The organism is Gloeobacter kilaueensis JS1 (assembly GCF_000484535.1).
GTDB classification, from domain to species: Bacteria; Cyanobacteriota; Cyanobacteriia; order Gloeobacterales; family Gloeobacteraceae; genus Gloeobacter; species Gloeobacter kilaueensis.
This window is the reverse complement of record NC_022600.1, coordinates 2,505,294-2,527,273: the sequence shown is the minus strand read 5'-3', so window position 1 is coordinate 2,527,273 and position 21,980 is coordinate 2,505,294. Positions and strand designations below refer to the sequence as shown.

Annotated in this window: 18 protein-coding genes; all 18 read left to right on the top strand. The window is 62.9% G+C overall.

Annotated elements, in window-relative coordinates; all coding sequences use genetic code 11:
- The first annotated feature begins 6 nt into the window (after positions 1-6).
- The 18 genes from GKIL_RS25740 to GKIL_RS11580 all read left to right on the top strand — a co-directional run bounded on the left by GKIL_RS25740 (position 7) and on the right by GKIL_RS11580 (position 21,894).
- A complete protein-coding gene (locus GKIL_RS25740; protein WP_023173818.1) occupies positions 7-555 on the top strand; it encodes an acyltransferase in 549 nt (182 codons plus the stop codon).
- A complete protein-coding gene (locus GKIL_RS11660) occupies positions 552-1,430 on the top strand; it encodes a glycosyltransferase family 2 protein (RefSeq protein WP_023173817.1) in 879 nt (292 codons plus the stop codon). The genes GKIL_RS25740 and GKIL_RS11660 overlap by 4 nt, the downstream gene beginning before the upstream one ends.
- A gap of 19 nt (positions 1,431-1,449) precedes the next feature.
- Positions 1,450-2,391: a glycosyltransferase family 2 protein gene (locus tag GKIL_RS11655; protein ID WP_023173816.1), complete on the top strand. Its 942-nt coding sequence runs from the start codon at positions 1,450-1,452 to the stop codon at positions 2,389-2,391.
- A gap of 12 nt (positions 2,392-2,403) precedes the next feature.
- Positions 2,404-3,363, top strand: coding sequence for a glycosyltransferase family 2 protein (locus GKIL_RS22670; protein ID WP_023173815.1), 960 nt, complete (start codon positions 2,404-2,406; stop codon positions 3,361-3,363).
- A complete protein-coding gene (locus GKIL_RS11645; protein ID WP_023173814.1) occupies positions 3,348-4,292 on the top strand; it encodes a glycosyltransferase family 2 protein in 945 nt (314 codons plus the stop codon). Before GKIL_RS22670 ends, GKIL_RS11645 begins: the two co-directional genes overlap by 16 nt.
- Positions 4,289-6,130: an ABC transporter ATP-binding protein gene (locus tag GKIL_RS11640; RefSeq protein WP_023173813.1), complete on the top strand. Its 1,842-nt coding sequence runs from the start codon at positions 4,289-4,291 to the stop codon at positions 6,128-6,130. The genes GKIL_RS11645 and GKIL_RS11640 overlap by 4 nt, the downstream gene beginning before the upstream one ends.
- Before the next feature lie 26 nt (positions 6,131-6,156).
- Positions 6,157-7,794, top strand: a complete 1,638-nt coding sequence (locus GKIL_RS11635; protein WP_023173812.1) for an alkaline phosphatase family protein — start codon at positions 6,157-6,159, stop codon at positions 7,792-7,794.
- Positions 7,791-8,756 (top strand): glycosyltransferase, encoded by a 966-nt coding sequence (locus tag GKIL_RS11630; protein ID WP_023173811.1) that lies wholly within the window; start codon positions 7,791-7,793, stop codon positions 8,754-8,756. Before GKIL_RS11635 ends, GKIL_RS11630 begins: the two co-directional genes overlap by 4 nt.
- Positions 8,757-8,763: 7 nt before the next feature.
- Positions 8,764-9,768, top strand: coding sequence for a glycosyltransferase family 2 protein (locus tag GKIL_RS11625; protein WP_023173810.1), 1,005 nt, complete (start codon positions 8,764-8,766; stop codon positions 9,766-9,768).
- 24 nt (positions 9,769-9,792) lie between these two features.
- On the top strand, positions 9,793-11,331 hold the full coding sequence (locus GKIL_RS25735; RefSeq protein WP_023173809.1) for a GMC oxidoreductase: 1,539 nt from the start codon (positions 9,793-9,795) through the stop codon (positions 11,329-11,331).
- A 26-nt stretch (positions 11,332-11,357) separates the two neighbouring features.
- A complete protein-coding gene (locus GKIL_RS11615; protein ID WP_023173808.1) occupies positions 11,358-12,299 on the top strand; it encodes a nucleotidyltransferase family protein in 942 nt (313 codons plus the stop codon).
- The gene (locus tag GKIL_RS24770; RefSeq protein ID WP_023173807.1) at positions 12,296-13,597 is read left to right on the top strand and encodes a hypothetical protein; all 1,302 of its coding nucleotides are present in this window, start codon (positions 12,296-12,298) and stop codon (positions 13,595-13,597) included. Before GKIL_RS11615 ends, GKIL_RS24770 begins: the two co-directional genes overlap by 4 nt.
- A gap of 15 nt (positions 13,598-13,612) precedes the next feature.
- On the top strand, positions 13,613-14,809 hold the full coding sequence (locus tag GKIL_RS11605; protein ID WP_023173806.1) for a glycosyltransferase: 1,197 nt from the start codon (positions 13,613-13,615) through the stop codon (positions 14,807-14,809).
- A gap of 47 nt (positions 14,810-14,856) precedes the next feature.
- The gene (locus tag GKIL_RS22665; RefSeq protein ID WP_023173805.1) at positions 14,857-16,305 is read left to right on the top strand and encodes a glycosyltransferase family 39 protein; all 1,449 of its coding nucleotides are present in this window, start codon (positions 14,857-14,859) and stop codon (positions 16,303-16,305) included.
- A 434-nt stretch (positions 16,306-16,739) separates the two neighbouring features.
- Positions 16,740-17,954 carry a glycosyltransferase gene (locus GKIL_RS11595; RefSeq protein ID WP_023173804.1) on the top strand — a complete coding sequence of 405 codons (1,215 nt, stop codon included), beginning with the start codon at positions 16,740-16,742 and terminating at the stop codon, positions 17,952-17,954.
- Between the two features lie 35 nt (positions 17,955-17,989).
- Entirely contained in the window at positions 17,990-19,201 is a 1,212-nt protein-coding gene (locus GKIL_RS11590) for a glycosyltransferase family 4 protein (RefSeq protein ID WP_023173803.1), read from the top strand.
- 81 nt (positions 19,202-19,282) lie between these two features.
- Positions 19,283-20,536 carry a tetratricopeptide repeat protein gene (locus GKIL_RS11585; protein WP_187293804.1) on the top strand — a complete coding sequence of 418 codons (1,254 nt, stop codon included), beginning with the start codon at positions 19,283-19,285 and terminating at the stop codon, positions 20,534-20,536.
- A gap of 329 nt (positions 20,537-20,865) precedes the next feature.
- A complete protein-coding gene (locus tag GKIL_RS11580; RefSeq protein ID WP_023171280.1) occupies positions 20,866-21,894 on the top strand; it encodes an IS110 family RNA-guided transposase in 1,029 nt (342 codons plus the stop codon).
- Positions 21,895-21,980 lie beyond the last annotated feature (86 nt).

Here is a 21,980-nt window from a genome sequence, read left to right as displayed (position 1 = left end):
CGCGCCATGCTGCAACGACTGCGAGACTACAAAGCCGAAGTGTTTGCCCGCTGGAGCCTGCGCCACTGCACCTCTGTCGGCGATGCCCCCCGCTGCCGCGCCCTGCCCCTCATCGAAAATCGGGGCACCCTCAAGATTGGCGATCATTTTTCGCTCTGGTCGCACCTCGGGCGCAGCCAGCTTGCGGTGGGTGCAGGCGGCCTGCTCACCATCGGCGACAACGTCTTTATCAACAGCGCCACGACGATCTCCGCCCAGGCGATCGTCGCCATCGGCAACAACGTCCAGATCGCCAACTGGGTTTCGATCCTGGATAGCGACTTTCACGGCCTGATCGACCGCGACACCCCTGCGCCTGCCGAAGCGATCTGCATCGAGGACGACGTCTGGATCGCCACCAAAGCGACCGTCCTCAAGGGCGTCACCATCGCCCGAGGAGCGGTCGTCGCCGCCGGCAGCGTCGTCACCCGCGATGTCGAAGCCTACACGCTCGTGGGGGGCGTACCGGCCCGACCGATCCGCAAAATTGGCCCCCACCCTGCTATTTTGTCATGACTACTTTTAGCGTGCTCATGCCCGCCTACAACACGGCGGGCTACATCGAGGCGGCGATCGATTCGGTCTTGAACCAGAGCGAGACGGATCTTGAACTGGTCGTGATCGACGACGGTTCGACCGACGGCACGGGCGAGCGGGTGCGCGCCTTCAGCGATCCGCGCCTGCGCTACTTCTACCAGCGCAACCAGGGAGTGGCCGCCTCCCGCAACACTGGCCTGCAGCTGGCCAAGGGCGAATTTATCGCCTTTTTGGACGCGGACGATCTGTGGCATCCGCGCAAGCTGGAGCGGCATCGGCAGCTCCTGGTGCGCGAACCCCAGCTCGGGCTGAGCTTTAACTGGTTCCACGTCCTCTACGAGGGCGCAGGGCAACCTTTGCTCAGTCCGCCCTGGTTCACACCGCCCGCCAAACCGGTGCTGGGCTGGCGCGACTTTCTGGTGCGCAACTGGACCGGCACCAGCAGCTGCGTCGTTCTGCGCGCCGCCGCCCTGGCGGAGGGGTTGCACTTCAACGAACAGTTGCGCACCGGCGAAGATTACGACCTCTGGCTTGCGATCGTCCGCAAAGGCTGGCAGGCGGGCTTTGTCGGCGAAGCGCTCACCACCTACCGCAAGCGGGCCGACAGCCTGACGGTCGATGATCTGCGCCTCGCCCTCGATCACCTGCAGGTGGTGCAGGCCCAGGCCGCCCAATCTGAGGCCGCCGACAGCGATCTGGTGCGGCTGGCGGTGCAGCGGGGCTGGCTGGATGTGGCCTGGTCGAGCTGGAAGTCGGGGGTGCGCACGAGCTGGCAGGCGCTGCGCCAGGGCTATCCGGCTCTCCCTCACTTTGCCCTTGAGCGGGTGCGGCGCAAGCTCATCGAAAAAACATAGACCCATCTCTAAAACCACGATGCCCCCAGAATTGCTGCCTTTTATCTCGATAATCGTGCCGGTCTTCAACGAAGAAGCAGAACTGCCCCACCTGCTCGCCTCGCTCAGCGCCCTCGATTGGCCGGCGGAGCGGCTGGAGATTCTCTGCGTCGATAACCGCTCCAGCGACAACAGCCTCGCCCTGCTCCTCGCCGCAGAAGCAGTGACGGTGCTCGAAGAAGCGAAGGCCGGACCCTACGCCGCCCGCAACCGGGCGATCCGACAGGCGCGGGGCGAATTTATCGCCTTTACCGACGCCGACTGCCAGGTGAGTCCCGGCTGGCTCACCGAGCTGTGGCAGGGGTTCGACGATCCGCGCCTTGGTGCGGTGGGCGGATCGCTGGTGCCTGCCACCGTGAGCAACTACGTCGATTACTTTGAAGGCTGCGTCTTCAAAAGCCCCAACCACAGCCCCGGCTCCCGGCGCATCCAGCCTTACCTCATCACCGCCAACGTCATGTACCGGCGCTCGGTCTTCGACGATCTGGGCCTCTTCGACGAGGAGAATTTTTCTGGTCCCGACGTCGAGATGAGCTGGCGCATTTTGAGTTCGGGCCGCTACACCCTCAAGATTCTGGATCCCAGCCAGGCGATCGTCTACCACCGCTACCGCACCCGCTTCACCGATTTTGCCTACGTGCTTCGCCGCGACGCCTACGGCTGGTTTTATCTGGCCCTCGCCCATCCCCAGATGGCCCCGCTGCCGGGGGCGATCAAGTACTTTCTCAAAGTATTGATTGGCCTTGCCATTTATCCCTGGACGACCCTGAGCCGGGCCTGCCTCGCTCCGATCCGGCGCACCCCGGCCTGGGCGGTGCCCCAGGATCTGATGCGCCTGGCGGTGCTCTGGAATCACTTTGTTGGTACCCTGAGCGCCCAGCTCGCCCACGCGGGGTGGCAACCGCCCCGCGCCCTGCGCTAGAGAGACTGCCCCATGCCCACCGAACCCGCCAATGGCCGCCTGCCGCTGGTCTCGATCGTCGTTCCCACCTACAACCGCGCCGACTTGCTGGGCGAGTGCCTGCGTTCGGCTCTGGCGGTGCGCTGGCAGCGCCTGGAGGTGATCGTGGTAGACGACGGCTCCACCGATCACACCGAGACAATCGTCCGCTCCTTCGGCGAACGGGTGCGCTACCAGCGCCTCACCAACGGCGGAGCCGCCAACGCCCGCAACGTCGGCCTGCACCTGGCCCGAGGCGAATGGGTTCAGTTTCTCGACTCCGACGATCTGCTGCTGCCGACCAAGCTCGAAGTCGAGGTGCCCATCCTCCAGCAGACGGGCAGCGACATGGTCTTTGGCGACTACGCCTTTTTTAAAGAGGAGCCGGGCCACTTTACCCGCACCTTTGCAGGCCGCGACGCCGGGGCGGACTGGATCACGTTTTTTCTGGCCGAAAACACCCAGACCGCCGTCCCCCTGCACCGCCGCGAGACGCTCATCGCCCAGGGCGGCTGGCGGCTCGACTGTCTGTGCGTGGACGACTACGAGTTGCACCTGCGGCGGGCCTTCAAAGGAGCCCGGATCCGCTACGCGCCGGGCGTGCGCTCGATTGCCCGCGACCACGGCGGCGAGCGCTTCTCGGCCAACCCAAAAGGTAACGAGGCGATGCGCCGGGTGCTGGTGGAGTACGGGCACAGCCTGCTCGCTGCTGGGCTGCTCACCCCAGAGCGCGCCGGGGCACTCGCCGGACGCCTCTGGCGGGTCGTGCAGGGCGAACTGCAGGCCGGACGCCCGGCGAGTGCCCGTCAGGCGTTCGCCGACCTGCGCGCCCTGGTGCCGGATTTTCAGCCGCCCCGCTCCCACCCGCTCACCCGCTCGCTCGCCCGCCTGGTGGGTCCGCTCTCCCTCGAATCGCTCAAATGGAGCTTCAGACGCCCATGGGCTCTCCCCTGATTTCGGCCATCATCTGCACCTACAACCGCGCCGAGCGGCTGGAACTGGCCCTGGAAGCGCTTTGCACCCAGAGCTTACCGGCCACCGCCTTCGAGATTCTGGTAGTCGATAACGCCTCCACCGACCGGACCCGTTCGCTGTGCGAGGCGTTTCAGCGCGAGCGGCTGCCCCAGTTGCGCTACCTCTTCGAGCCCGTCCAGGGTCTTTCAAGGGCGCGCAACACCGGCTGGCAGGCCGCCGGTAGTCCTTATGTCGCTTTTTTGGACGACGATGCCATCCCCTCCCCAGGCTGGCTCGCTGCCCTGCTTGCCTCCTTTCAGACGGTGCTGCCCGAACCGGTGAGCGTCGGCGGGCCGATCGCGCCGCTCTGGGAGGTGCCCCGGCCCGACTGGGTGATCCCGATGATGGAGGTGATCTTCACTACCCTCGACGGCGGCGAGGAGCCGCGCTGGTTCGCCCCCAACGAATTTCCCTGGGGGGCGAACGTCGCCTACCGGCGGGAGGCGCTCGTGGCGGCGGGCGGTTTTTGTGAACGGCTGGGGCGGGTCGGGGTGAAGTTGCTCTCCGGCGAAGAGTACCTACTCAACGCCACCCTCCAGCGGCTGGGCGGCGGATTCTACTACGACCCGCAAGCCTCGGTGCAGCACTGGATTCCCAAGGAGCGGGTCAACGCCCAGTGGTTGATTGGTCGCAGCTACTGGCAGGGGCGGTCGGTGGCGCTCATCGAGAGCCTGCTCGGTCGCCCGGCGCTGCGGCTCTACCTCGGGAGCACCTGGAGCCTGCTTAGAGTACTCTTCGACGTTCAAAAACTGATAGCCCAGTTCTGGCCGGATCCAAAAGTGCGCATCCGCGAGCGGATGGTTTTCTCCTGGCGCTGGGGCTATTTTTCGCAAGTCTGGTCTGACACCCTCAATCGGAGTTCTCCGTGATCGCTCAGCTGCGCAAATCCCTCTGGAGCCGGACCCCCGGCAAGCTTGGCCGGCTTGTCTCCCTCTGCTGTACGGTGCCGCGCCGGACGCTCTACTTTGGCCTGTTCACGATGCTCTTAGCATCGCTGCTCGACGGTGTCGGCATCGGGCTGATGGTGCCCTTTCTTAAAGTCCTGCTCAACGAGGGCGGACCGGCGGCGCTGCACCTGCCGGGTGGCGCGCTGGTGGCCGGGGTGAACAGCTGGATCGAGCACCAGCAAAAAGGCACGCTCATCTTTGCTTTTACGCTCGTGCTGATGGCGGCCCTCACCCTCAAAGGATATTTATATTACCTATCTCAAGTTCTCACCTGCTTTTATCGGGAGGAGGTCGTTGCCCTTTTGCGCGAGCAACTCTACTGCAACTATCTAAGAGCGCCGGTCGCCTTCTTCGACAATATTCAGATGGGGCGGGTGACGAGCACCCTCCTCAGCGAGACGACCAACGTCAGCATCATGCTCTCGTTCTTTTTTGCCGCCGTCACCAGTTCGCTGACCCTCCTCGCTTACCTGGGCACACTGCTTGTCGTCTCCTGGCGGCTCACGGTGCTGGTGGTGATGCTCATCGGCGCGGTCGGGCTGGGGCTGACTTTTTTGTTAAACAAGATTCGCCAGTCCGGCAGCGCTGTAGTCGAAGCGAGAAGCGACCTCTACGTGCGCGCCCTCGACGCGCTGGGCGGCATCCGGATCATCAAGTCCTACGGCAGCGAGGACTTCGAGATGGGCAAGTTTCAGGCCATCTCCCGCCGCCTGGTGGAGACCAGCAACGTGCTTGCCAGAAAGCAGAACGTGATCGACCCGCTCACCGAATGGGCGACCCTCGGGGTGGCGATGATCATCCTCGTCAGCAGCTACAACCTCCTCATCGCACGGGGGCTGCTCGCCACCTCCGAGCTGTTGCTGTTCATGCTCGTCCTGGTGCGGATCATCCCGGTCACCAAAAAAATCAACACCGCCCGTGGCTACATCCAGGAAAACCTTTCCGCCTTCGCCCAGGTAGCAGCCGGTCTGGAGCTGCCAGAAGAACAGCGCGATCAACCGGGGCAGATCGTCTTTACGGGCCTGCGCGAGAGCATCGTCTTTCGCGATGTCGATTTTTCTTACACCGGACGCAGCAAGGTGCTGACGGGCTTTGATCTGGAGGTGCCGCGCGGCCAGACCGTGGCCCTGGTCGGTGCCTCGGGGGCAGGCAAATCGACGGTGGCAGCCCTGGTACCCCGACTCTACGACGTTGCCAGTGGCAGCATCGAGATCGACGGCCTCGACCTCCGCGCCTACGACATCACCTCCCTGCGCCGTCACATCGGCATCGTCAACCAGGACACCTACATCTTCAACACCGCGATCCGCGCCAACATCGCCTACGGCCTGGAGGCGGTGAGCGAGGCACGGATCGTTGAAGCCGCCCGCCTCGCCAATGCCCACGAATTTATCTGCCAGTTGCCCAACGGCTACGACACCCTGGTGGGCGACCGGGGCGTACAGCTTTCGGGCGGCCAGCGCCAGCGCATCTCGATTGCCCGAGCGATCCTGCGGGATCCGGAAATTCTCATTCTCGACGAGGCGACCAGCGCCCTCGACTCGCAGTCAGAACAACTGGTGCAGGAGGCGCTGGAGCGGCTGCGCCGCAACCGCACCGTGATCGTGATTGCCCATCGTCTTTCGACGGTGCGCAACGCCGATCGGATCGTCGTGCTCGACAAAGGCCGGATCGTCGAAGTTGGCGAGCACCAGCAACTCCTTAAAAATCGCGGAGCCTACTGGGCTTACCTCAACCTACAATCGCTGCCGATTGCCTGAATCCACGCTCAGTCCGGGGGGACACCATGCATCAACCCGTCGTAGCGATCGGCCTCGACGCCGCCGATCCGGTCTTGATCGATCGCTGGATGGCCCAGGGCCATCTACCGGCCCTCGCTCGCCTGCGCGCCCAGGGTATCGCCGGTCGCCTGCAGAATCTGGACTGCTTCAAGAACGAGACGCCCTGGACAACGTTTCTCACCGGTTGCCTGCCCGAGACCACCGGTCACTACTCGCCCATCAAGTTCTACGAGGGCAGCTACGAAGTAGACGACACCAGCGCCTACGACTTTCGGGAGTATCCGCCCTTCTACGCCCTGGGCGAGGACTACCGGGTGGCTGTCTTCGACGTGCCCCAGTCGGTGGTCGTCTCTGATCTGAAGGGACTGCAGATGCTGGGCTGGGGAGCCCACTCCGCCCAGACCCCCAGCCGCTCCGATCCGGAGGGGCTATTTGCCGAATTGGTGCGCCGCTACGGCGATCACCCGGCCTACAGGCGCGACTACGGCGACTGGTTTGATCCTTTTTACCAGGAGCGCCTGCAGCGCACCCTGGAGGAGGGCATCCGCCGCCGCACCGCCATCTGCAGCGATCTACTGCAACGCGGTCCCTGGGATCTGTTTTTGACGGCCTTCAGCGAACTGCACGCCCCCGGCCACGATCTGTTTCACCTGAGCCAGCCGGATCACCCGCTCTATGGTCTCACGGCTACCGCCGGCAGTGACCCGCTGTTGCAGTTTTACAAAACGGTCGATCGGGCGGTGGGTGAACTGGCGGAGCAGGTACCGACAGACGCCCATCTGGTCGTCTTCTCGGTCAACGGCACCTGTTCTAACTACGAAGATCTGCCGAGCATGATCTTGCTGGCGGAATTCTGCTACCGCTTCAGCTTCCCCGGCCAGTGGCTGCTCACCTCCGCCCCAGCCGGTGCGCGAACCGAGCCGATGATCCCAAATGTCGCGCACGGCAGCTGGAGCTTGCAGGTGCGCAAGCTGCGCCACGAGCCGGATGCGATCCGCAGGCAGCTCAGGCGGGCGGTGCCGGGCCGCTTTCACCATCATCTCGACCGGATGCTGGGCACCTTGCCTGGCAGTGGACCAACGGACTGGCAACCGGGTGCGGACTGGTACCGGTCTTTCTGGCCGACGATGCGCGCCTTCGCCCTGCCCAGCCTCTCAGAAGGCTATATCCGGATCAACCTCGAAGGCCGTGAACCTGCCGGGATCGTCTCGATGGCAGACTACGAGGCGACCTGCGAGGAGCTGAGCGAAAAACTCTATCGCCTCAAAGACCGCGACGGCAAACCCCACGTCCAGCGGGTGATTCGTACTCGCCACCGGCCCGACCAGCGCGGCGCGAAGCTCTTCGAGGCCGACTTGATCGTGATCTGGCAGGACCGGCCCACCGACCTGCTCGACAGCCCCGACTGTGGCCGCATCGGCCCTGTGCCTTACCGCCGTCCCGGCGGCCATCGCCCCCAGGGCGTCCTGTTCGCGCGCGGCCCGCGAATTGCACCGGGCAGCTACCTGATGGGCGGCCATGTCGTGGATCTGGCCCCGACCCTGCTCGATCTAATGGGAGCCCCGATCCCGGAGCACCTGGAGGGCCGACCGTTGCTTACCGGTTCAGCCGCTGCCCTCTGTCACCCCAAGGAGTGGCCATGAGCATTGCCCTGAGCGTCGTGATCGCCGCCCACAATCCCCGAGCGGCTTACCTGGAAGAAGTGCTCGAATCGCTAAAAGGCCAGAGCCTTGCTCCCCGTTGCTGGGAGCTGTTGCTGGTCGATAATGCCAGCTGCGAACCGCTCGCGGACGCGGTAGATCTAAGCTGGCATCCCCAGGCCCGCCACATCCGCGAGGAGCAGTTGGGCGTCGTCCATGCCCGCTCGCGCGGCCTGGGAGAAAGCTGTGGCGAGATTGTCGTCTTCGTCGATGACGACAACGTGTTGGAGAGCAGCTATCTGGAAATGGCGGTGCAGATTGGCCAGGACTACCCCCGCCTGGGCATCTGGGGCGGACAGGTATTGCCCCGCTTTGAGAGCGAGCCGCCCCTGTGGACCAGGCCGCTCTGGCCCTTGCTGGCGATTCGCCAGTTCGATCGAGACCGCTGGTCGAACCTCGACCAGTCGGAGACGATGCCGGTGGGAGCGGGCATGTGTCTGAGGCGGACGGTTGCCAGAAAATACCTTCAACTGATCGAAGCGGATCCGAGGCGGTTGCAGTTGGGCCGCCAGGGCGATCTGCTGATGAGTTGCGAGGATTTCGACATGGCCCTCACCGCCCTCGACCTGGGCCTTGGGGCAGGGCTTTTCACCCGGCTGCAGCTCACCCACCTGATCCCTGCTGAACGGCTGGGCGAAGCCTATCTCCTGCGGCTGGTCAAAGGGATCGTCTATTCCACCGCGCTGTTAGATTACCTGCGCGGTCGGGAGCCGGAGCAACTGCCCTGGCGCACGCGGCTGCGCTACTTTCTGGGTTCACTTTTGATGCCGGCGCGCGAGCGACGCTTCCTAAAAGCGACTAAAAGTGCCCAGACCCTGGCCAAAAAACAAATCGAGACGATGCGGGCCGCCCAGGAGCGGCTACTGCCCACTTCGGCCCCGGCTGAAAATTTTGCTGCCCACTGATCGTCTTATGGAAAGACCTACTGTCATCTGCCTGACGCCGGTGCGCAACGAGGGCTGGATCCTCGAGCGCTTTTTAACCTGTGCCAGCCTCTGGGCCGACTATATCCTCCTGCTCGATCAGCTCTCCAGCGACGAGACCGCCCAGATTGCCCGCCGCCACTCCAAGGTGACGCTCCTTACCAATCCTTCGACGACCTACGACGAGGCGGAGCGCCAGAGACGGCTCATCGAGGCGGCCCGCTGTATTCCTGGCCGCCGGTTGCTCATCACCCTCGACGCCGACGAGATGCTCACCGCCAACTTTATGACTTCTCCGGAGTGGCGCTCGGTGCTGGCCGCTCCGCCCGGCAGCATTATCGGTTTTCAGTGGGTCAACATTTTACCGGACCTGCAGCGCTACTGGACTTCGCCCTACGACTACTACTGGGGCTTTATGGACGACGGGAGCGATCACGGCGGCAGCACCATTCACAGTCCCCGCATTCCCCTGCCGCCCCGCGCCCCCCGGCTCACCCTGCGCGAGGTAAAGGTGATGCACTACCAATTCACCGACTGGGAGCGCCTCGAAAGCAAGACGCGCTGGTACCAGTGCTGGGAGCGAATCAACCAGCCCGAGCGCCGGGCAGTGGAAGTCTACCGGCAGTACCACCACATGTACGCCGTCGCCCCCGAGCGGATTCAACCAATTCCCGGCGACTGGCTCACGGGCTACCGCGAGCGGGGCATCGACATGACGAGCGTCCTGCGCGACCGCCATCCCTGGTGGGACAAAGAAGTGCTCGATCTGTTTGAAAAATTTGGCACCGCTCACTTTCGCCGCCAGAACATCTGGCAGGTGGACTGGCAGGCCGTCTACCGCGAACTGCACGAGCAGGAGCCGCCCGTGGCCCTGGGCGATCCGCGCAGTCGGATCGAAAAGCTCATCCACCGCTGGCTGGCGAAAACCCAGGCGGACAAATCAAAGTTTCCAATTCGCACCTTTGACCGGCTATTGGGCCTGCTGGGCTGGTAAACCTCCCCCTTTATCCACCGAATCATGAGCAAACTACCGATCTACGACGCGATTGTCGTCGGCTCCGGGGCAAGCGGCGGCTGGGCTGCCAAAGAACTGACCGAGGGCGGAATGCGCGTGCTCCTGTTGGAGGCGGGCGAATCGCTGCGCCAGAAAGAATGGTTCTGCCGCTGGCAGGATCTCACCCGCAAGCTCAAGTACCGGGGCAGAGTCGATCAGCGCACTCTCTCGCTCGCCCGCCAGCCCATCCAGTCAAAGTGCCACGCCTGGGACTGGCACTTTGCCTACTACATCGACGATCTGGACAATCCCTATCTGGTGCCGGAGGACAAGCCCTTCACCTGGATTCGAAGCCGCCAGGAGGGCGGGCGGATGGTCGTCCCCGGCCACGGTCGCCAGCTCTACCGGATGTCGGACCTCGACTTCAAGGCCGCCAGCCGCGACGGCTTCGGCGACGACTGGCCCATCGGCCATGCCGACCTCGACCCGTACTATCAACGAGTCGAGCGCTGGATCGGCATTCATGGCTCCACCGAGCACCTGCCCCAACTGCCCGACTCGCTCTTTTTACCGGCCCTCCCGATGAGTGCCGCCGAGGCGCATCTTAAAGCGACGATCGAGGGACGCTGGAGCGAGCGGCGGGTGGTGAGCGGACGCACCGGCCTGCCGCCCCGCACCCTGCGCTCGGCCCAGGCCACCGGGCGGCTCACGCTGCGCACCAACGCCATTGCCAGCCACGTCACAGTCGATCCGGGTTCGGGCAAAGCGCGGGGGATCGCCTACATCGACCGCTTCAGCCACAAAAGTTACGAGGCTCTGGGCCGGGTGATCGTGCTGTGCGCTTCGACGATCGAGACGACGCGGCTCCTTTTAAATTCAGCCAGCGACCAGCACCCCACGGGCCTCGGCAATTCCTCGGGTCTGCTCGGCCACTACCTGCACGATCACTTCAATGCGGTGACGGTGACAGGCCATATCCCAGAGGCAAAGGCCGAGGGCGCTCTCCCGCCCGGCGGCGTCTATATCCCCCAGTTTCGCAACCTCCAGAGCCAGCACCCCGACTTTCTGCGCGGCTACGGCATCCAGGCATTTGCCGAGCGTCAGCCGCAGGCGCACTTCTTTCAGATGAAAGCGTTCGGCGAGATGCTGCCGCGCTTTGAGAACCGGGTACGGGTCGATTCCGAGCGGCGCGACGCCTGGGGGATCCCGGTTGCCCGCATCGAATGTGCGTACTCCGACAACGAGCGCCGCATGGCCACAGACCAGCTCGAAGCCCTCAAGGAGATGGCCGAGGCGGCAGGCTTTGAAATCGAGAGCGAGCAGCCCGATCTCGCCCCGCCCGGCACCGCCGTCCACGAAGTCGGCACCGCCCGCATGGGCAACAGTCCCCGCACCTCGGTGCTCAACAAGTTCAACCAGAGCTGGGATGTAAAGAACCTGTTTGTCACCGACGGAGCCTGCTTCGTCTCCCAGGGCTGCCAGAATCCGACCCTCACGATCATGGCGATGACTGTCCGCGCCTGCGACTACATCCTCGATCACTGCCGCAAGGGCAATCTCTAACCCCCTTTCTCACTACCACCCCTGCCATGAACGCTGCTAGAGTCCTCCTGCTCGCGCCCGAAGCCGCTCCGGCGGAACTGGGCACCGGCCTGCCCCGCATGTTCCTGCCCATCCAGAACCGTTCGCTGCTGGAACATAACCTCGATCTGATCCAGCGCAATGGGCTGGCGGAAGTGTATCTCTGCCTGGGAAACTACCGGCAACCCTGGGTCCGTCAGTCCGCCCAGGCAAGTAGCCCCCTGCCGCTGCACTGCCTGCAGAACATAGCGGATCTGGCGGCGCTGCTCTCGGACCTGGCCGCCGAGACGCCGATTCTCGTGCTGGCAAGCGACGCCCTCACCGATTACCCGCTGGAAACATTGCTCGCCGAGCACTGGGCCTGGGGTTTGCCGGTGTCGGTGGCCGAAGGCGAATCGAGCCAGATAGGAGTCTGGGCAGCGAGCGCCGGTATCCTGCGTCCCTTTGCCGCCACCGCCTTTGCCCGTCCCCACCAACTGCTCTCAGAGCTGTTGCAAGCCAGGACGATCGCCCGCACCCAGCACCTGGCGGGCAGTTTCACCGAGATCCCCACAGTCGAAGCGTACCTGCAGGCGCACCGGGAGCGGGCGGTGGCCCATGCCCCTGTGGGCAAGGGCTGCTTGATCGCCCCCAGCGCCAGCCTCTCGCCTCTGGCCAGAATTGGCCCTGGCTGCCGGATCGGACCGGGGGCGGTGATCGCCGGGGCGAGCTGTCTGGCGGCGGGCTGCGTCGTGAGCGCCGACGCCTACCTGCACGACGCCGTACTCTGGGAAGGGGCAAAAGTGGGCGTCCAGGCGCAGCTGAGCGATTGCGTCGTCGCGCGCGAGGCGGTGATCGCTCGGGCGGCCCAGATAAGCGCCGGGGCGGTCGTGCCGGAGCTTGCCTATCTGCCGCCGGGAGCCTGCCTCACCGGTAGCCTGGGCCAGCCCCAAGCGGAGGTACCCGTATGACAGCGGCCAGATGGTTTGTCCTGCCCGCCCTGCTGGTGCTGGCGACTGGAGCGAGCGGCAAGAGTCCGAGTCTCGCTTTTAGTCCCGAATTGGACCTCTACCCGGATCACCCGAGCGCCCGCAGCCGTTCGGTGGACGAGATCTACGAGCGCACCGCCACACCCGGCACAGTGCTCAGCCCCGAGATTGCCGCCAAACGCCGGGCGATCATCCGTATGTACCAGCAGGCAGGTTTCGACATCTCCCTCGATCAAAACTCCCTGCTGGCGCTCAAGCCAAAGCACTGGTCACCGCGCACGCCCCGGCCCCTGGGCGGCACCTACCCGCTGCCCTACTCGATCGACGCGCCCTTTTACCAGAAGATTCCTGCCGGTACTCCCCGCGTCGAATTACCGCCAGGGTATCTCACCAGCGGCCACATCTCGACCATAGGCCCCGCCGGGGACGGCTCCGACGGCTTCGGCATCGGCGTGGTCGTCTCCGGCCCCGCCGATCCGCTGCGCACGATCCACCTTGAGCGGGCCGACCAGTACGCCAAGATCGGTAGCTGCCCGGATCACAATCCCTGGAAAGCGAGTAACCAGACCCTGCACATCCAGGACGCCGCCAACGTCAAGCTGGGCGGCACAGGGGCAGGAGTCCCGGTCAACCGCTCCGACCGCACCGTGGTCTGGATCGATGGGGCGAACCACACGAGCGTGAGCACCTGGGGCACGATCGAGGACTGCGACAGGCCCGCGCGCGTCGAGGCGGACGGCAGGCGCTGGGAGGCGACCCGCGCCGGTGACTGGTCGGCGATGTACATCCAGAAGCGCGAGCAGTTGCCCAGCCTCGGCGACAGCGGCGGCATCAACGCCGCCAACAAGTCGGATCTGGTGACACTCATCCGTCCGGGCGAAGCGATCGATCCCAGCCGCCCGATCGCCCACGCCCTCTCCGGGCCGACCGAAAAAGCCTGGAAAGCCATCGTCTATCCAGCAAGCAACACCGACAACACGATCGACCGCAACAACCGGGGCCTGTTAGGCTACGGCTTTTTGCTCCAGCTCGATCCCCGGTTGGACCTCTCGCGGTTGTCTCTTTCGCTACCTGCCCGTAGAATTCTTGAAGCGATTCAAACCTATGGCTGGTACATGGATGACACTGGTCCTCGCGACTTTAATATCAAAGGCAACTTCAGCGCCGCCGAGTTTGCACCCTACGGCGGCGTCAGCGCGGTCGATGCCGAAATTCTAAGGGTGCTGCGGGTTCAAAAAGTCTACGTCGTGCCGCCGCTGGTCAAAAAATCTCCTTCCTGACACCCGAGGATTTTCATGCTCAACCGTGTACCTTCGCCCGTCCAGGTCTCGCTGGTCCTGCCGACTTATAACGAAGCGGCCAACCTTGAGGCGGTGCTCAGCCGCATCGATGGTTTGCTCACAGGCAGTGGCCGCTCCTACGAAATAATCGTCGTCGATGACGACAGTCCCGACCGCACCTGGGCACTCGCTGAACGGCTCGCGAGCGAGCGCTTCCCCCAGCTGCGGGTGATCCACCGCACCGAGGAGCGGGGACTGGCGACCGCTGTCCTGCGCGGCTGGGAGGCAGCCAGAGGTGAGATTCTGGCGGTGATGGACGCCGATGGCCAGCATCCGCACCTGACGCTGCTGGAATTGCTCGACGCCATCGATGCCGGAGCGGATGTCGCCGTCGGTTCCCGGCACGTCAGCGGGGGTGGGGTGAGCGACTGGAGTGCTGTGCGGCGCTTTCTCTCGCGGGGTGCCCAACTGCTCGCCCTGGTGCTGGTGCCCTCGATTGCCCGCCAGGTGAGCGATCCGATGTCAGGCTTTTTTGCCCTGCGCCGCTCGGTAATTGCTGGGGCTGTCCTCGATCCGGTGGGTTACAAGATCTTGCTGGAGGTGCTGGGCCGGGGAGACTACCGGACGCTCAAAGAAGTGGGTTACGTCTTTCTGGAGCGGGAGGCGGGCGACAGCAAAGTCAGCGCCCGGCTCTACTGGCAGTACCTGCTGCACCTCATTCGCCTCGGCCAGCAGACGGGCGAGCTGTACCGCTTCTTAAAATTTGGCCTGGTGGGCGCGTCGGGGGTGGTAGTCAACCTGGCGGCCCTCTGGTGGTTCAAGGGCATCCTGGGCTGGCCCCTCTGGGAAGCAGGGGCCGCCGCAGTCGAGATCGCGATTTTCAGTAACTTTTTACTCAACGACAACTGGACCTTCCGGGCCGAAGCGGAGCGCGAGCCGGGCCTGGTGGCCTGGTTCGTCCGTCTGCTGCGCTTCAATGCCATCTGCGGCGTCGGGGCCGTCCTCAACATTGCCTGCCTGCTCCTGCTCACCAACCTGCTCGGCCTGTACTATCTGCTGTCGCAGCTGGTGGCGGTGGGCCTGAGTACGCTCTGGAACTACACGCTCAACGCCGTTCTCAACTGGCAGAGCGAGCCACCGGCCCGCACCCGTTCGCTCACCCGCCGGGCCTGGAGTGCAATTCGCGCCGCCTTCTCCAGCGGTCGGCAGTAACTTCTCCGCTTCCTCCCCTCATTTACCGCTCATCAACTAGAACGCCCATGCAAGCGCTGCGAACGCACTGGCCCTACTTGCTCGTGGCCATCTTGATCGGCGCGGCCAGCCGGTTTTTGGGTCTGGACCTGCAGAGTCTGTGGCTGGACGAACTTTATTCTGTCGTCGCTTCTTCCTCTGCCAGTCTGGGCGAAGTCTTCGAGCGCTGGTTGTTTCCGGACACCCATCCGCCCGGCTATCAGGTGCTGCTGTACTTCTGGTTCAAGCTTTTTGGCGATTCGGAGGTGTCTGCCCGTTCGCTGAGCGCAATCGCCGGGGTGCTCGCCATTTTTGCCATCTACCGATTTGCCCGGCCCCTGTTTGGTCCCTTCGTGGCAACTTCGGCGGCAATCCTCACCGCCTGCGCCTACCCGACGCTCTTTTATGCCCAGGAAGCCCGCTCCTACAGTCTGCTCTTTTTGGGAGCAACCCTTGCGACGCTGGCCTGGCTCGGGCTTATCTGCGGCGACGGGAAGCGAAATGGCGCGTACGTGCTCTATACACTTTGCGCGATCTTTACCGCCTACCTGCACTACTTCGGGTTCATCCTCGTCCTTTTTCAGATTCTTTATCTGTTCTGGCTCGTCTGGTACCGTGCCCGCCGGGGTGAAAACTGGGGAAGCTGGTGGAAGCTGGGGGCGATTTCGCTGGCGTTTGCAGTCGCTTACGCGCCCTGGATCGTTGCTGTCTGGCTTCATGGTGGAACCCGCGCTGCAAGTGGGCTCGGTCGCATTCAGTGGGTGCATCCGCCGAGTCTATTGGGAATATTTACTTTCCTGGATTTTCTGTTTTTTAAGAATTTGTTTCTGAGCGCTCTGGTAGTTGTGTTGCTGGTGGTTGTGCCCCTGCTCGTTCAGGGGAGCCGTTGGAGTTGGCCTGAACGGCTTGACACGCCGCATCTGGCGCTGGCGGCACTGGTTGTCGGCATTTATCTAGTGGTATTTCTGGTCTCGCAGCGCGTGCCGATTCTCATTCACCGCAACTTGATTGTTCTGGCACCGGCGGTTTACCTGCTCGTGGCACTGTGGCTGGAGCGCTTTCACTGGCTCAAAGGCTACAGGCAGAATGCTCTGATGCTCGGGCTCTGCGTCGCTGGTTTTCTGGTCATGGCACCGGGCTATTACCGGCCCCAGAAGGAGCAGTGGCGCGAGGCGGTCCACTACGCTGTCGAGAACACCGATAGCCGTACCGCTGTTCGAGTACTCAACGAACCGGAGTTTTTTAACTACTACTTCGCCCGCTTTGGCCGATTGCCTCCCCAATCTGTTCAGAACAATATCGGCAGCCTCAAGCAACTCTACCGCCAGCTTGAGGCGGAGCACGGACGACTTTTGATTCTCGCGTCTGCTGGCCGGGAACTGGTCGCCGATGGCCGCGAGTTTTTGCAGGCCCATGCCCGGCAGCGGTCGCAAAAGCAGTTTATCGGTGCGGTCGTCTACGAATTTTCTTTTGATTAGAAACCAGAGCCATCGGGGGAGGGGTTCTCTGGGGGTGAGTTGGCTTGAGGAGATAGAAGTCCTCGGGGGAGGGGCTCTTTGGGTTGAGCTGTTTTGAGGAAACAAAACCATTGGGGGGTTCTTTTGGTTGGGCTGCTTTGAGGAAACAAAACCATCGGGGGGAGGGGCCCTTCGCGCCCTCCCCCCAAACCCCCCGCCCCGCGTGAGGGGGACACCCGTGGCCCCCTCACCCTCCCCCCCGACGCCGAGTCTGTGGCGGCTCGGTGGGGCGGCGAGGATTTTGTCCGCAGGGACGCGGGCTTTCCTCAAGACAACTACTTCTCCCCCTCGCCCCCTGTGGGAGAGGGGGCCGGGGGGTGAGGGGAACAGATCCCTGTGGGAGAGGGGGCCGGGGGGTGAGGGGCAGATTTAACTTTTGAATGCGGACCTGTGCTATGGCGAAGCCTGTCGTAACGATTTTCTATCAGTTCGATCCCTGGAACAGCAGTCTGGGCGGTATCCAGACGACGATTCGCTCGTACATCAAGTACGCGCCCGAGGCGTTTCGGGTGCGGATGGTCGGCACGAGCGATAGTTCTCACCACGTGGTCGGAGCCTGGCAGCAGGAACAGTTGGCCGGTAGAGAGGTTGACTTTTTGCCGCTGTTTCGCCTGCCAAATGACAATTTCAAAAGCCGGGTGCCGGTGACGGCGAGCTATACGGCGGCGCTGGCCAGGTGGCGGTTCGAGGGAGACTTTTTTCACTTTCACCGCCTGGAGCCGACACTGGTGACGCGCCGCTGGCCAGGGGATAAGACGCTTTTCGTGCATAACGATCTGGAGCAGCAGCGGCAGGCGCAGCCCTGGCGGCAGCTGGCAGGTGTGTATGGGGCGATCGAAAGGTGGGTGCTGCCGCAGTTCAGCGAGGTGCTCTCCTGCAACAGCGCTTCGACAGCGTTTTATCGGCGGCAGTATGCCCATCTGGCGAAGCGGGTGCATGACCTGCGCAACACGGTGGACGAGGAAGTGTTCTATCCGCTGGGAGGGGAGGAGCGCCTGCGGCAGCGCCGGGCCCTGGCAGCACAGATGGGCCTTGGGGAGGAGACGCGCTTTTTGCTCTTTGCCGGTCGCCTGCAGGCCCAAAAAGATCCCCTCCTGCTCGTGCGCGCCTTTGCCCGGCTGGAGCAGACGGATGTGCATCTACTTGTTGCCGGAACCGGCGATCTGCTGACGGCGGTTCGGGAGGAGGTGGGCCGTCTTGGCCTGCAAAAGCAGGTCTCTCTGCTCGGGCCGGTGAGCCAGGAGCGGCTGGCGGTCCTGCATCGGCTGAGCAGCGCCTTCGTGCTCGCGAGCGCTTACGAGGGTCTGCCGATGGTCGCCCTCGAAGCGCTCGCGAGCGGTACGCCGGTGATTACGACCGACTGCGGCGAGACGCCCCGCCTGCTGGTGCCTGGTAGTGGCAGCGTCTGCCGGGAGCGCACGCCGGAGGCACTGGCGGCGGCCCTGGGCCACCTGCTGCGCTGTCCGCAGGCTTTTGCTGCGGGCGACTGTCTGCGCGCTGCCGCTCCCTACAGCGCCCGGAGCGTCGTTGGCGAGGTCTATGGCCGGATGTTTGATCGCTGGCAGAGGCGAAGCTCCGGCAGGGCGACCGTCCGGCCCGCGTCCTGTTAGTCCTTGCTGCTGTTTCCCCCCTGGAGAATTCCCCGATGAAAATTGCCGTAATTGGAGCCAAAGGCTTGCCCGCCAGACAGGGCGGCATCGAGCGCCACTGCGAAGAAATCTACCCGCGCATGGTTCAAGCTGGCCACAGCGTCGATCTCTATGCCCGCGCCAGCTACGCCCAGTGCTGCGATCGCGGTTCCTATCGCGTGCGCGGCGTGCGGGTCGTTCCGCTGCCCTGCCCGACCGGAAAAGGTCTGGGGGCACTCTTCTGCAGCGCTCTGGCCGCCGTGGCCGCCAGCGGCGTCGCCTACGATGTCATTCACTTTCACGCCCTGGGTCCGGCACTTTTTAGCTGGATTCCTGCCTGGTTCAACCGCGCCCGCATCGTCGTCACCTGCCACGGGCTGGACTGGCAGCGCGCCAAGTGGGGCCGGCTCTCCAGCCGCCTGTTGCGCCTGGGCGAGCAGGTGGCCGTCCGTCACGCCGACAGCCTGATCGTCGTCTCCGAAGAACTGCATATTTATTTTCGAGAATTTTACGGGCGCGAGACGATCTATATCTCCAACGGGCCAGGAGCCCTCGACGAGACCGCCCCCGGCAGCGCCTTCACCGATTCTCTCGCCCTGGAGGAGGGGCGCTACGTGGTCTTCCTGGGCCGCCTGGTGCCCGAAAAGTGTCCGGATCTGCTCGTCCGCGCCTTTCAGCAACTGCGGCCCTCGGGCTGGAAACTGGTGCTGGTGGGCAGCTCCAGCGATACCGACCAGTACACCCAAACGCTGCTCCACCTGGCCGAAGGCGACGGCAACATCGTCTTTACGGGCGAGCTTGTCGGTACTCGCCTGGCAGAAGTCCTGCGCGGTGCCGGGCTTTTTGTCCTGCCCTCCAAAGTCGAAGGGCTGCCCCTCGCCATGCTCGAAGCGATGCGGGAGTGTGTGCCGATTCTGGCAAGCGACATCCCGGCCCATCGCCAGCTCACCGCCGGTGGGCGGGGCCGACTCTTCGAGGTCGATAATCTCGATTCGTGCCGCACAGAACTGGATTGGGCGATTCAGCACTCGCGCGAACTCTCAGCGATGGCCCGCAGTGCCCAGCGCTACGTGCGCATCCATCACGACTGGGAGCGGATCACCCAGCAGACGCTGGAAGCCTACGCGCAACCGGCAGCTTCCCGCCGTTTTCCAGCCGGGGCCGTACTATCGGGGGCGTTTGCCGAACCGCTCGACAATACCAGTTCACTGCAGCAGCCAGTCGAATAAGCACTGGGCACCGGACCTGGCGACAATCGACAGCTGTACAGTATAGAGGTGTACTTCACGAGTCGAGAAATGGTGAGCAGGATGTTTCGCCGAGCTTTCCTGCGTTCTGGTGCCACCTCAGTTCTTTTTACCTCTGTATCTGCCTGGGGGCTGGTTGCAACCGAGGCCAAAGGCAAGACCGGTGCCAGATTTGCAGAGGCTGTGCTTGTCCCCACGTTTTTGTTGAACTCGGAAGCACTGGGAATAGCCCCAATGACCGCCTGGAGCAAACTGCTCTCCCGGCAGCTTGACCAGGGCAAGATCCTCTTTTCGCAGACACCTGATGCCGATCGCTCTTTTCGGCGCGCCGCCAACCGACTGACCTTACTGGGTAGCCAGTCCAGCAAAAGGTCAGCCGTGAAGAAAACCTCCTGGCAAGAGGAGAAGAAGGAGACTGACCGTATTCTTCGAGCAGCTCTCGACGAATACACTACTGGGCTGCAACTCGACCCAACTGCTATCCAGGCACGAACTGAGCGTGCGCTTGTCTACTGGCAATTGCAACAAATCGACGAAGCCCTCATAGATTGCGACATCGTTCTCGATTCTCCAGGGGACAACTTCACACTCCGGGCGATGCGCATTCTTGGCCGTTTACAAAGCGGTGACCCGGCAGGGGCAACCACTGACTGTGGCTGGGTACTGGAACATCCACCTACCGACCCGTCCGATGCAATGCTTCTGCCACTTGTGCTGGCCGCTCGGGGAGAAGCCCAACACGCTCTAGGCCAGGAAGAGCAAGCCATTATCGACTACACTGCTGCTTTGAACTTTCCTGGAGCACAGGAAGGGCCAGCCTATACTGTCCGATTTAGCCGTGGGTGTGCTTACTATGCACTGGGCAAATATCAACAGGCGAGCGAAGATTTCAGTGCGATGAGCCAGTCTCAACCTGAAATAGCTTTCTACGACCGGGGCTTGTGTTATGTGAAGCTCAATCGCCTGCAGGAGGCGTTGCGCGACTTCGATCTGGCGATCCGCTGGGATAGCGATCTGCAACACGCTGAAGGCGACCACTACATCGGTCGTGGATTGACCTGGCAGTTGCTCGGAGACGAGACGAAAGCTCGCCAAGACTATCTGTACGCCCTCGCACTCTACAAAGCAGACCTTGCCCGTTACGGTGACGAGAACAAAGGTAGACCTCGCCTGCGCCTCGCACTCGCCTACGCCACCTTAGGCGAGAGAGAAACGGCTCGCCAGACCCTTTTGCTTGCAAAAGCAGAGGCAGATTCTAAGCAGGATATCCCCTTGCTGCGTTCAATCAACAAATACTTGCAGCTACTCTCTAAGTGAACAGCCCGGTTTTTGTTTGATACAAATCTATATTTTTCTGTACAAAGTAACCCTTCTTGCTTGGGCACATGCCCTGCTTGCCCTCACCCATCCCGCCTGCAGCCCAGTTACAGTGAACCCCCCCTCGTATATTGCTATTGGTTCCAAGGTAGCGGTGAGGACTGTGCCCCCCCTTGCGGCTTTGACCGCGTGGAAGAGATTGTCCCCCGCTATCAAGGACCGGCAAAGCTGAACCGTATCGAGTGGCACTGACCACGTATCACGAGGCTAGACTTTTGCCGTCCTGCGGAACTTGCCTACCTCCTCTGAAGCTTCAACTGGAGACACTCATGCAGCGAGACGGTTCACAAAACGACTATCAGCTATTTGTCGGTATTGATGTGGCGGCACTCACTGTCACTGCCGCCTGGCTGCTCACCCACGCAAAGCCTACCGCTGCCATCACACTGCCCCAAACCCCCGAAGGACACTGCCAATTGGCCGAACGCTTACTCGCCGTCTGTCCCACCGCCGCTGAGGTGTTAGTGGTCATCGAAGCCACAGGCTCCTACTGGATGCGACTGGCCACATTTCTGGCGCTCAAAGGTTTTGCCGTCAGTGTGGTCAACCCCGCTCAGTCTCATTACTTTGCCAGGGCACTGCTCAAGCGTTCCAAAAGCGATGCGCTTGATGCCCAGACGCTTGCCCAACTCGCTGCCGCCCTGCAACCTGGTCTTTGGCAGCCGCCGCCTGAGATTTATTACCAACTCCAACAGCGCCTGCAGCATCGCGATGCCTTGCTGCAGCAACGCCAACAACTGCACAACCAGTTGCACGCTCTGCGGCAATTTCCGTTGGTGGTGGCGGCGGTACAAGCGAGTCTGGAGCAGTTGAGCCACACCTTCGATGAGCAGATTGCGCAGATGGAAGCTCAGCTAGAAGCGCTGCTCGCCCAAGACTCGCTTTGGCATCAAGCTGCAACCAAGCTGCGCACTATCAAAGGCATTGGGTCTGTCACCGCTGGGTGGGTGTTGGTGAGTACCCTCAACTTCGGCTGCTGTGCAACGGTGGAAGCGGCGGTGGCCTACGCGGGTCTCGCTCCCCGCTCCCACCGTAGCGGCACCAGCCTTCATAGACCAGAGCGCATCGGCCATGCAGGCAATGCCCGCTTACGCACGGCGCTGTATATGGCGAGCTTGAGTGCGATCCGCTGCAATCAGCAGATTAAAAGCTTTTACCAGCGGCTACGAGCAGCCGGTAAACCGGCAAAGGTAGCGCTTTGCGCTGCGGCTCGCAAACTCTTACACATTGCCTGGGCGGTTGTGAAAACAGACACGCCTTTCGATGCAGAGCACGGCAGGTTGGTTTGCTTGCAGTAGGGCGGAGGAAGAGAAGAAAGGAGGAGGCTGCTTGACTCTCAATACCGTATCTCTTCTCCTCTGCCCAGCGGGGGCAGCCCCCCATT

Coding starts and splice junctions, on each gene's coding strand:
- GKIL_RS11585 (WP_187293804.1), top strand. CDS start 19,283: ATGTTTCGCCGAGCTTTCCTGCGTTCTGGTGCCACCTCAGTTCTTTTT.
- GKIL_RS24770 (WP_023173807.1), top strand. CDS start 12,296: ATGACAGCGGCCAGATGGTTTGTCCTGCCCGCCCTGCTGGTGCTGGCG.
- GKIL_RS11605 (WP_023173806.1), top strand. CDS start 13,613: ATGCTCAACCGTGTACCTTCGCCCGTCCAGGTCTCGCTGGTCCTGCCG.
- GKIL_RS25735 (WP_023173809.1), top strand. CDS start 9,793: ATGAGCAAACTACCGATCTACGACGCGATTGTCGTCGGCTCCGGGGCA.
- GKIL_RS22670 (WP_023173815.1), top strand. CDS start 2,404: ATGCCCACCGAACCCGCCAATGGCCGCCTGCCGCTGGTCTCGATCGTC.
- GKIL_RS11660 (WP_023173817.1), top strand. CDS start 552: ATGACTACTTTTAGCGTGCTCATGCCCGCCTACAACACGGCGGGCTAC.
- GKIL_RS11580 (WP_023171280.1), top strand. CDS start 20,866: ATGCAGCGAGACGGTTCACAAAACGACTATCAGCTATTTGTCGGTATT.
- GKIL_RS11625 (WP_023173810.1), top strand. CDS start 8,764: ATGGAAAGACCTACTGTCATCTGCCTGACGCCGGTGCGCAACGAGGGC.
- GKIL_RS11655 (WP_023173816.1), top strand. CDS start 1,450: ATGCCCCCAGAATTGCTGCCTTTTATCTCGATAATCGTGCCGGTCTTC.
- GKIL_RS11595 (WP_023173804.1), top strand. CDS start 16,740: ATGGCGAAGCCTGTCGTAACGATTTTCTATCAGTTCGATCCCTGGAAC.
- GKIL_RS22665 (WP_023173805.1), top strand. CDS start 14,857: ATGCAAGCGCTGCGAACGCACTGGCCCTACTTGCTCGTGGCCATCTTG.
- GKIL_RS11590 (WP_023173803.1), top strand. CDS start 17,990: ATGAAAATTGCCGTAATTGGAGCCAAAGGCTTGCCCGCCAGACAGGGC.
- GKIL_RS11635 (WP_023173812.1), top strand. CDS start 6,157: ATGCATCAACCCGTCGTAGCGATCGGCCTCGACGCCGCCGATCCGGTC.
- GKIL_RS11615 (WP_023173808.1), top strand. CDS start 11,358: ATGAACGCTGCTAGAGTCCTCCTGCTCGCGCCCGAAGCCGCTCCGGCG.
- GKIL_RS25740 (WP_023173818.1), top strand. CDS start 7: ATGCTGCAACGACTGCGAGACTACAAAGCCGAAGTGTTTGCCCGCTGG.
- GKIL_RS11645 (WP_023173814.1), top strand. CDS start 3,348: ATGGGCTCTCCCCTGATTTCGGCCATCATCTGCACCTACAACCGCGCC.
- GKIL_RS11630 (WP_023173811.1), top strand. CDS start 7,791: ATGAGCATTGCCCTGAGCGTCGTGATCGCCGCCCACAATCCCCGAGCG.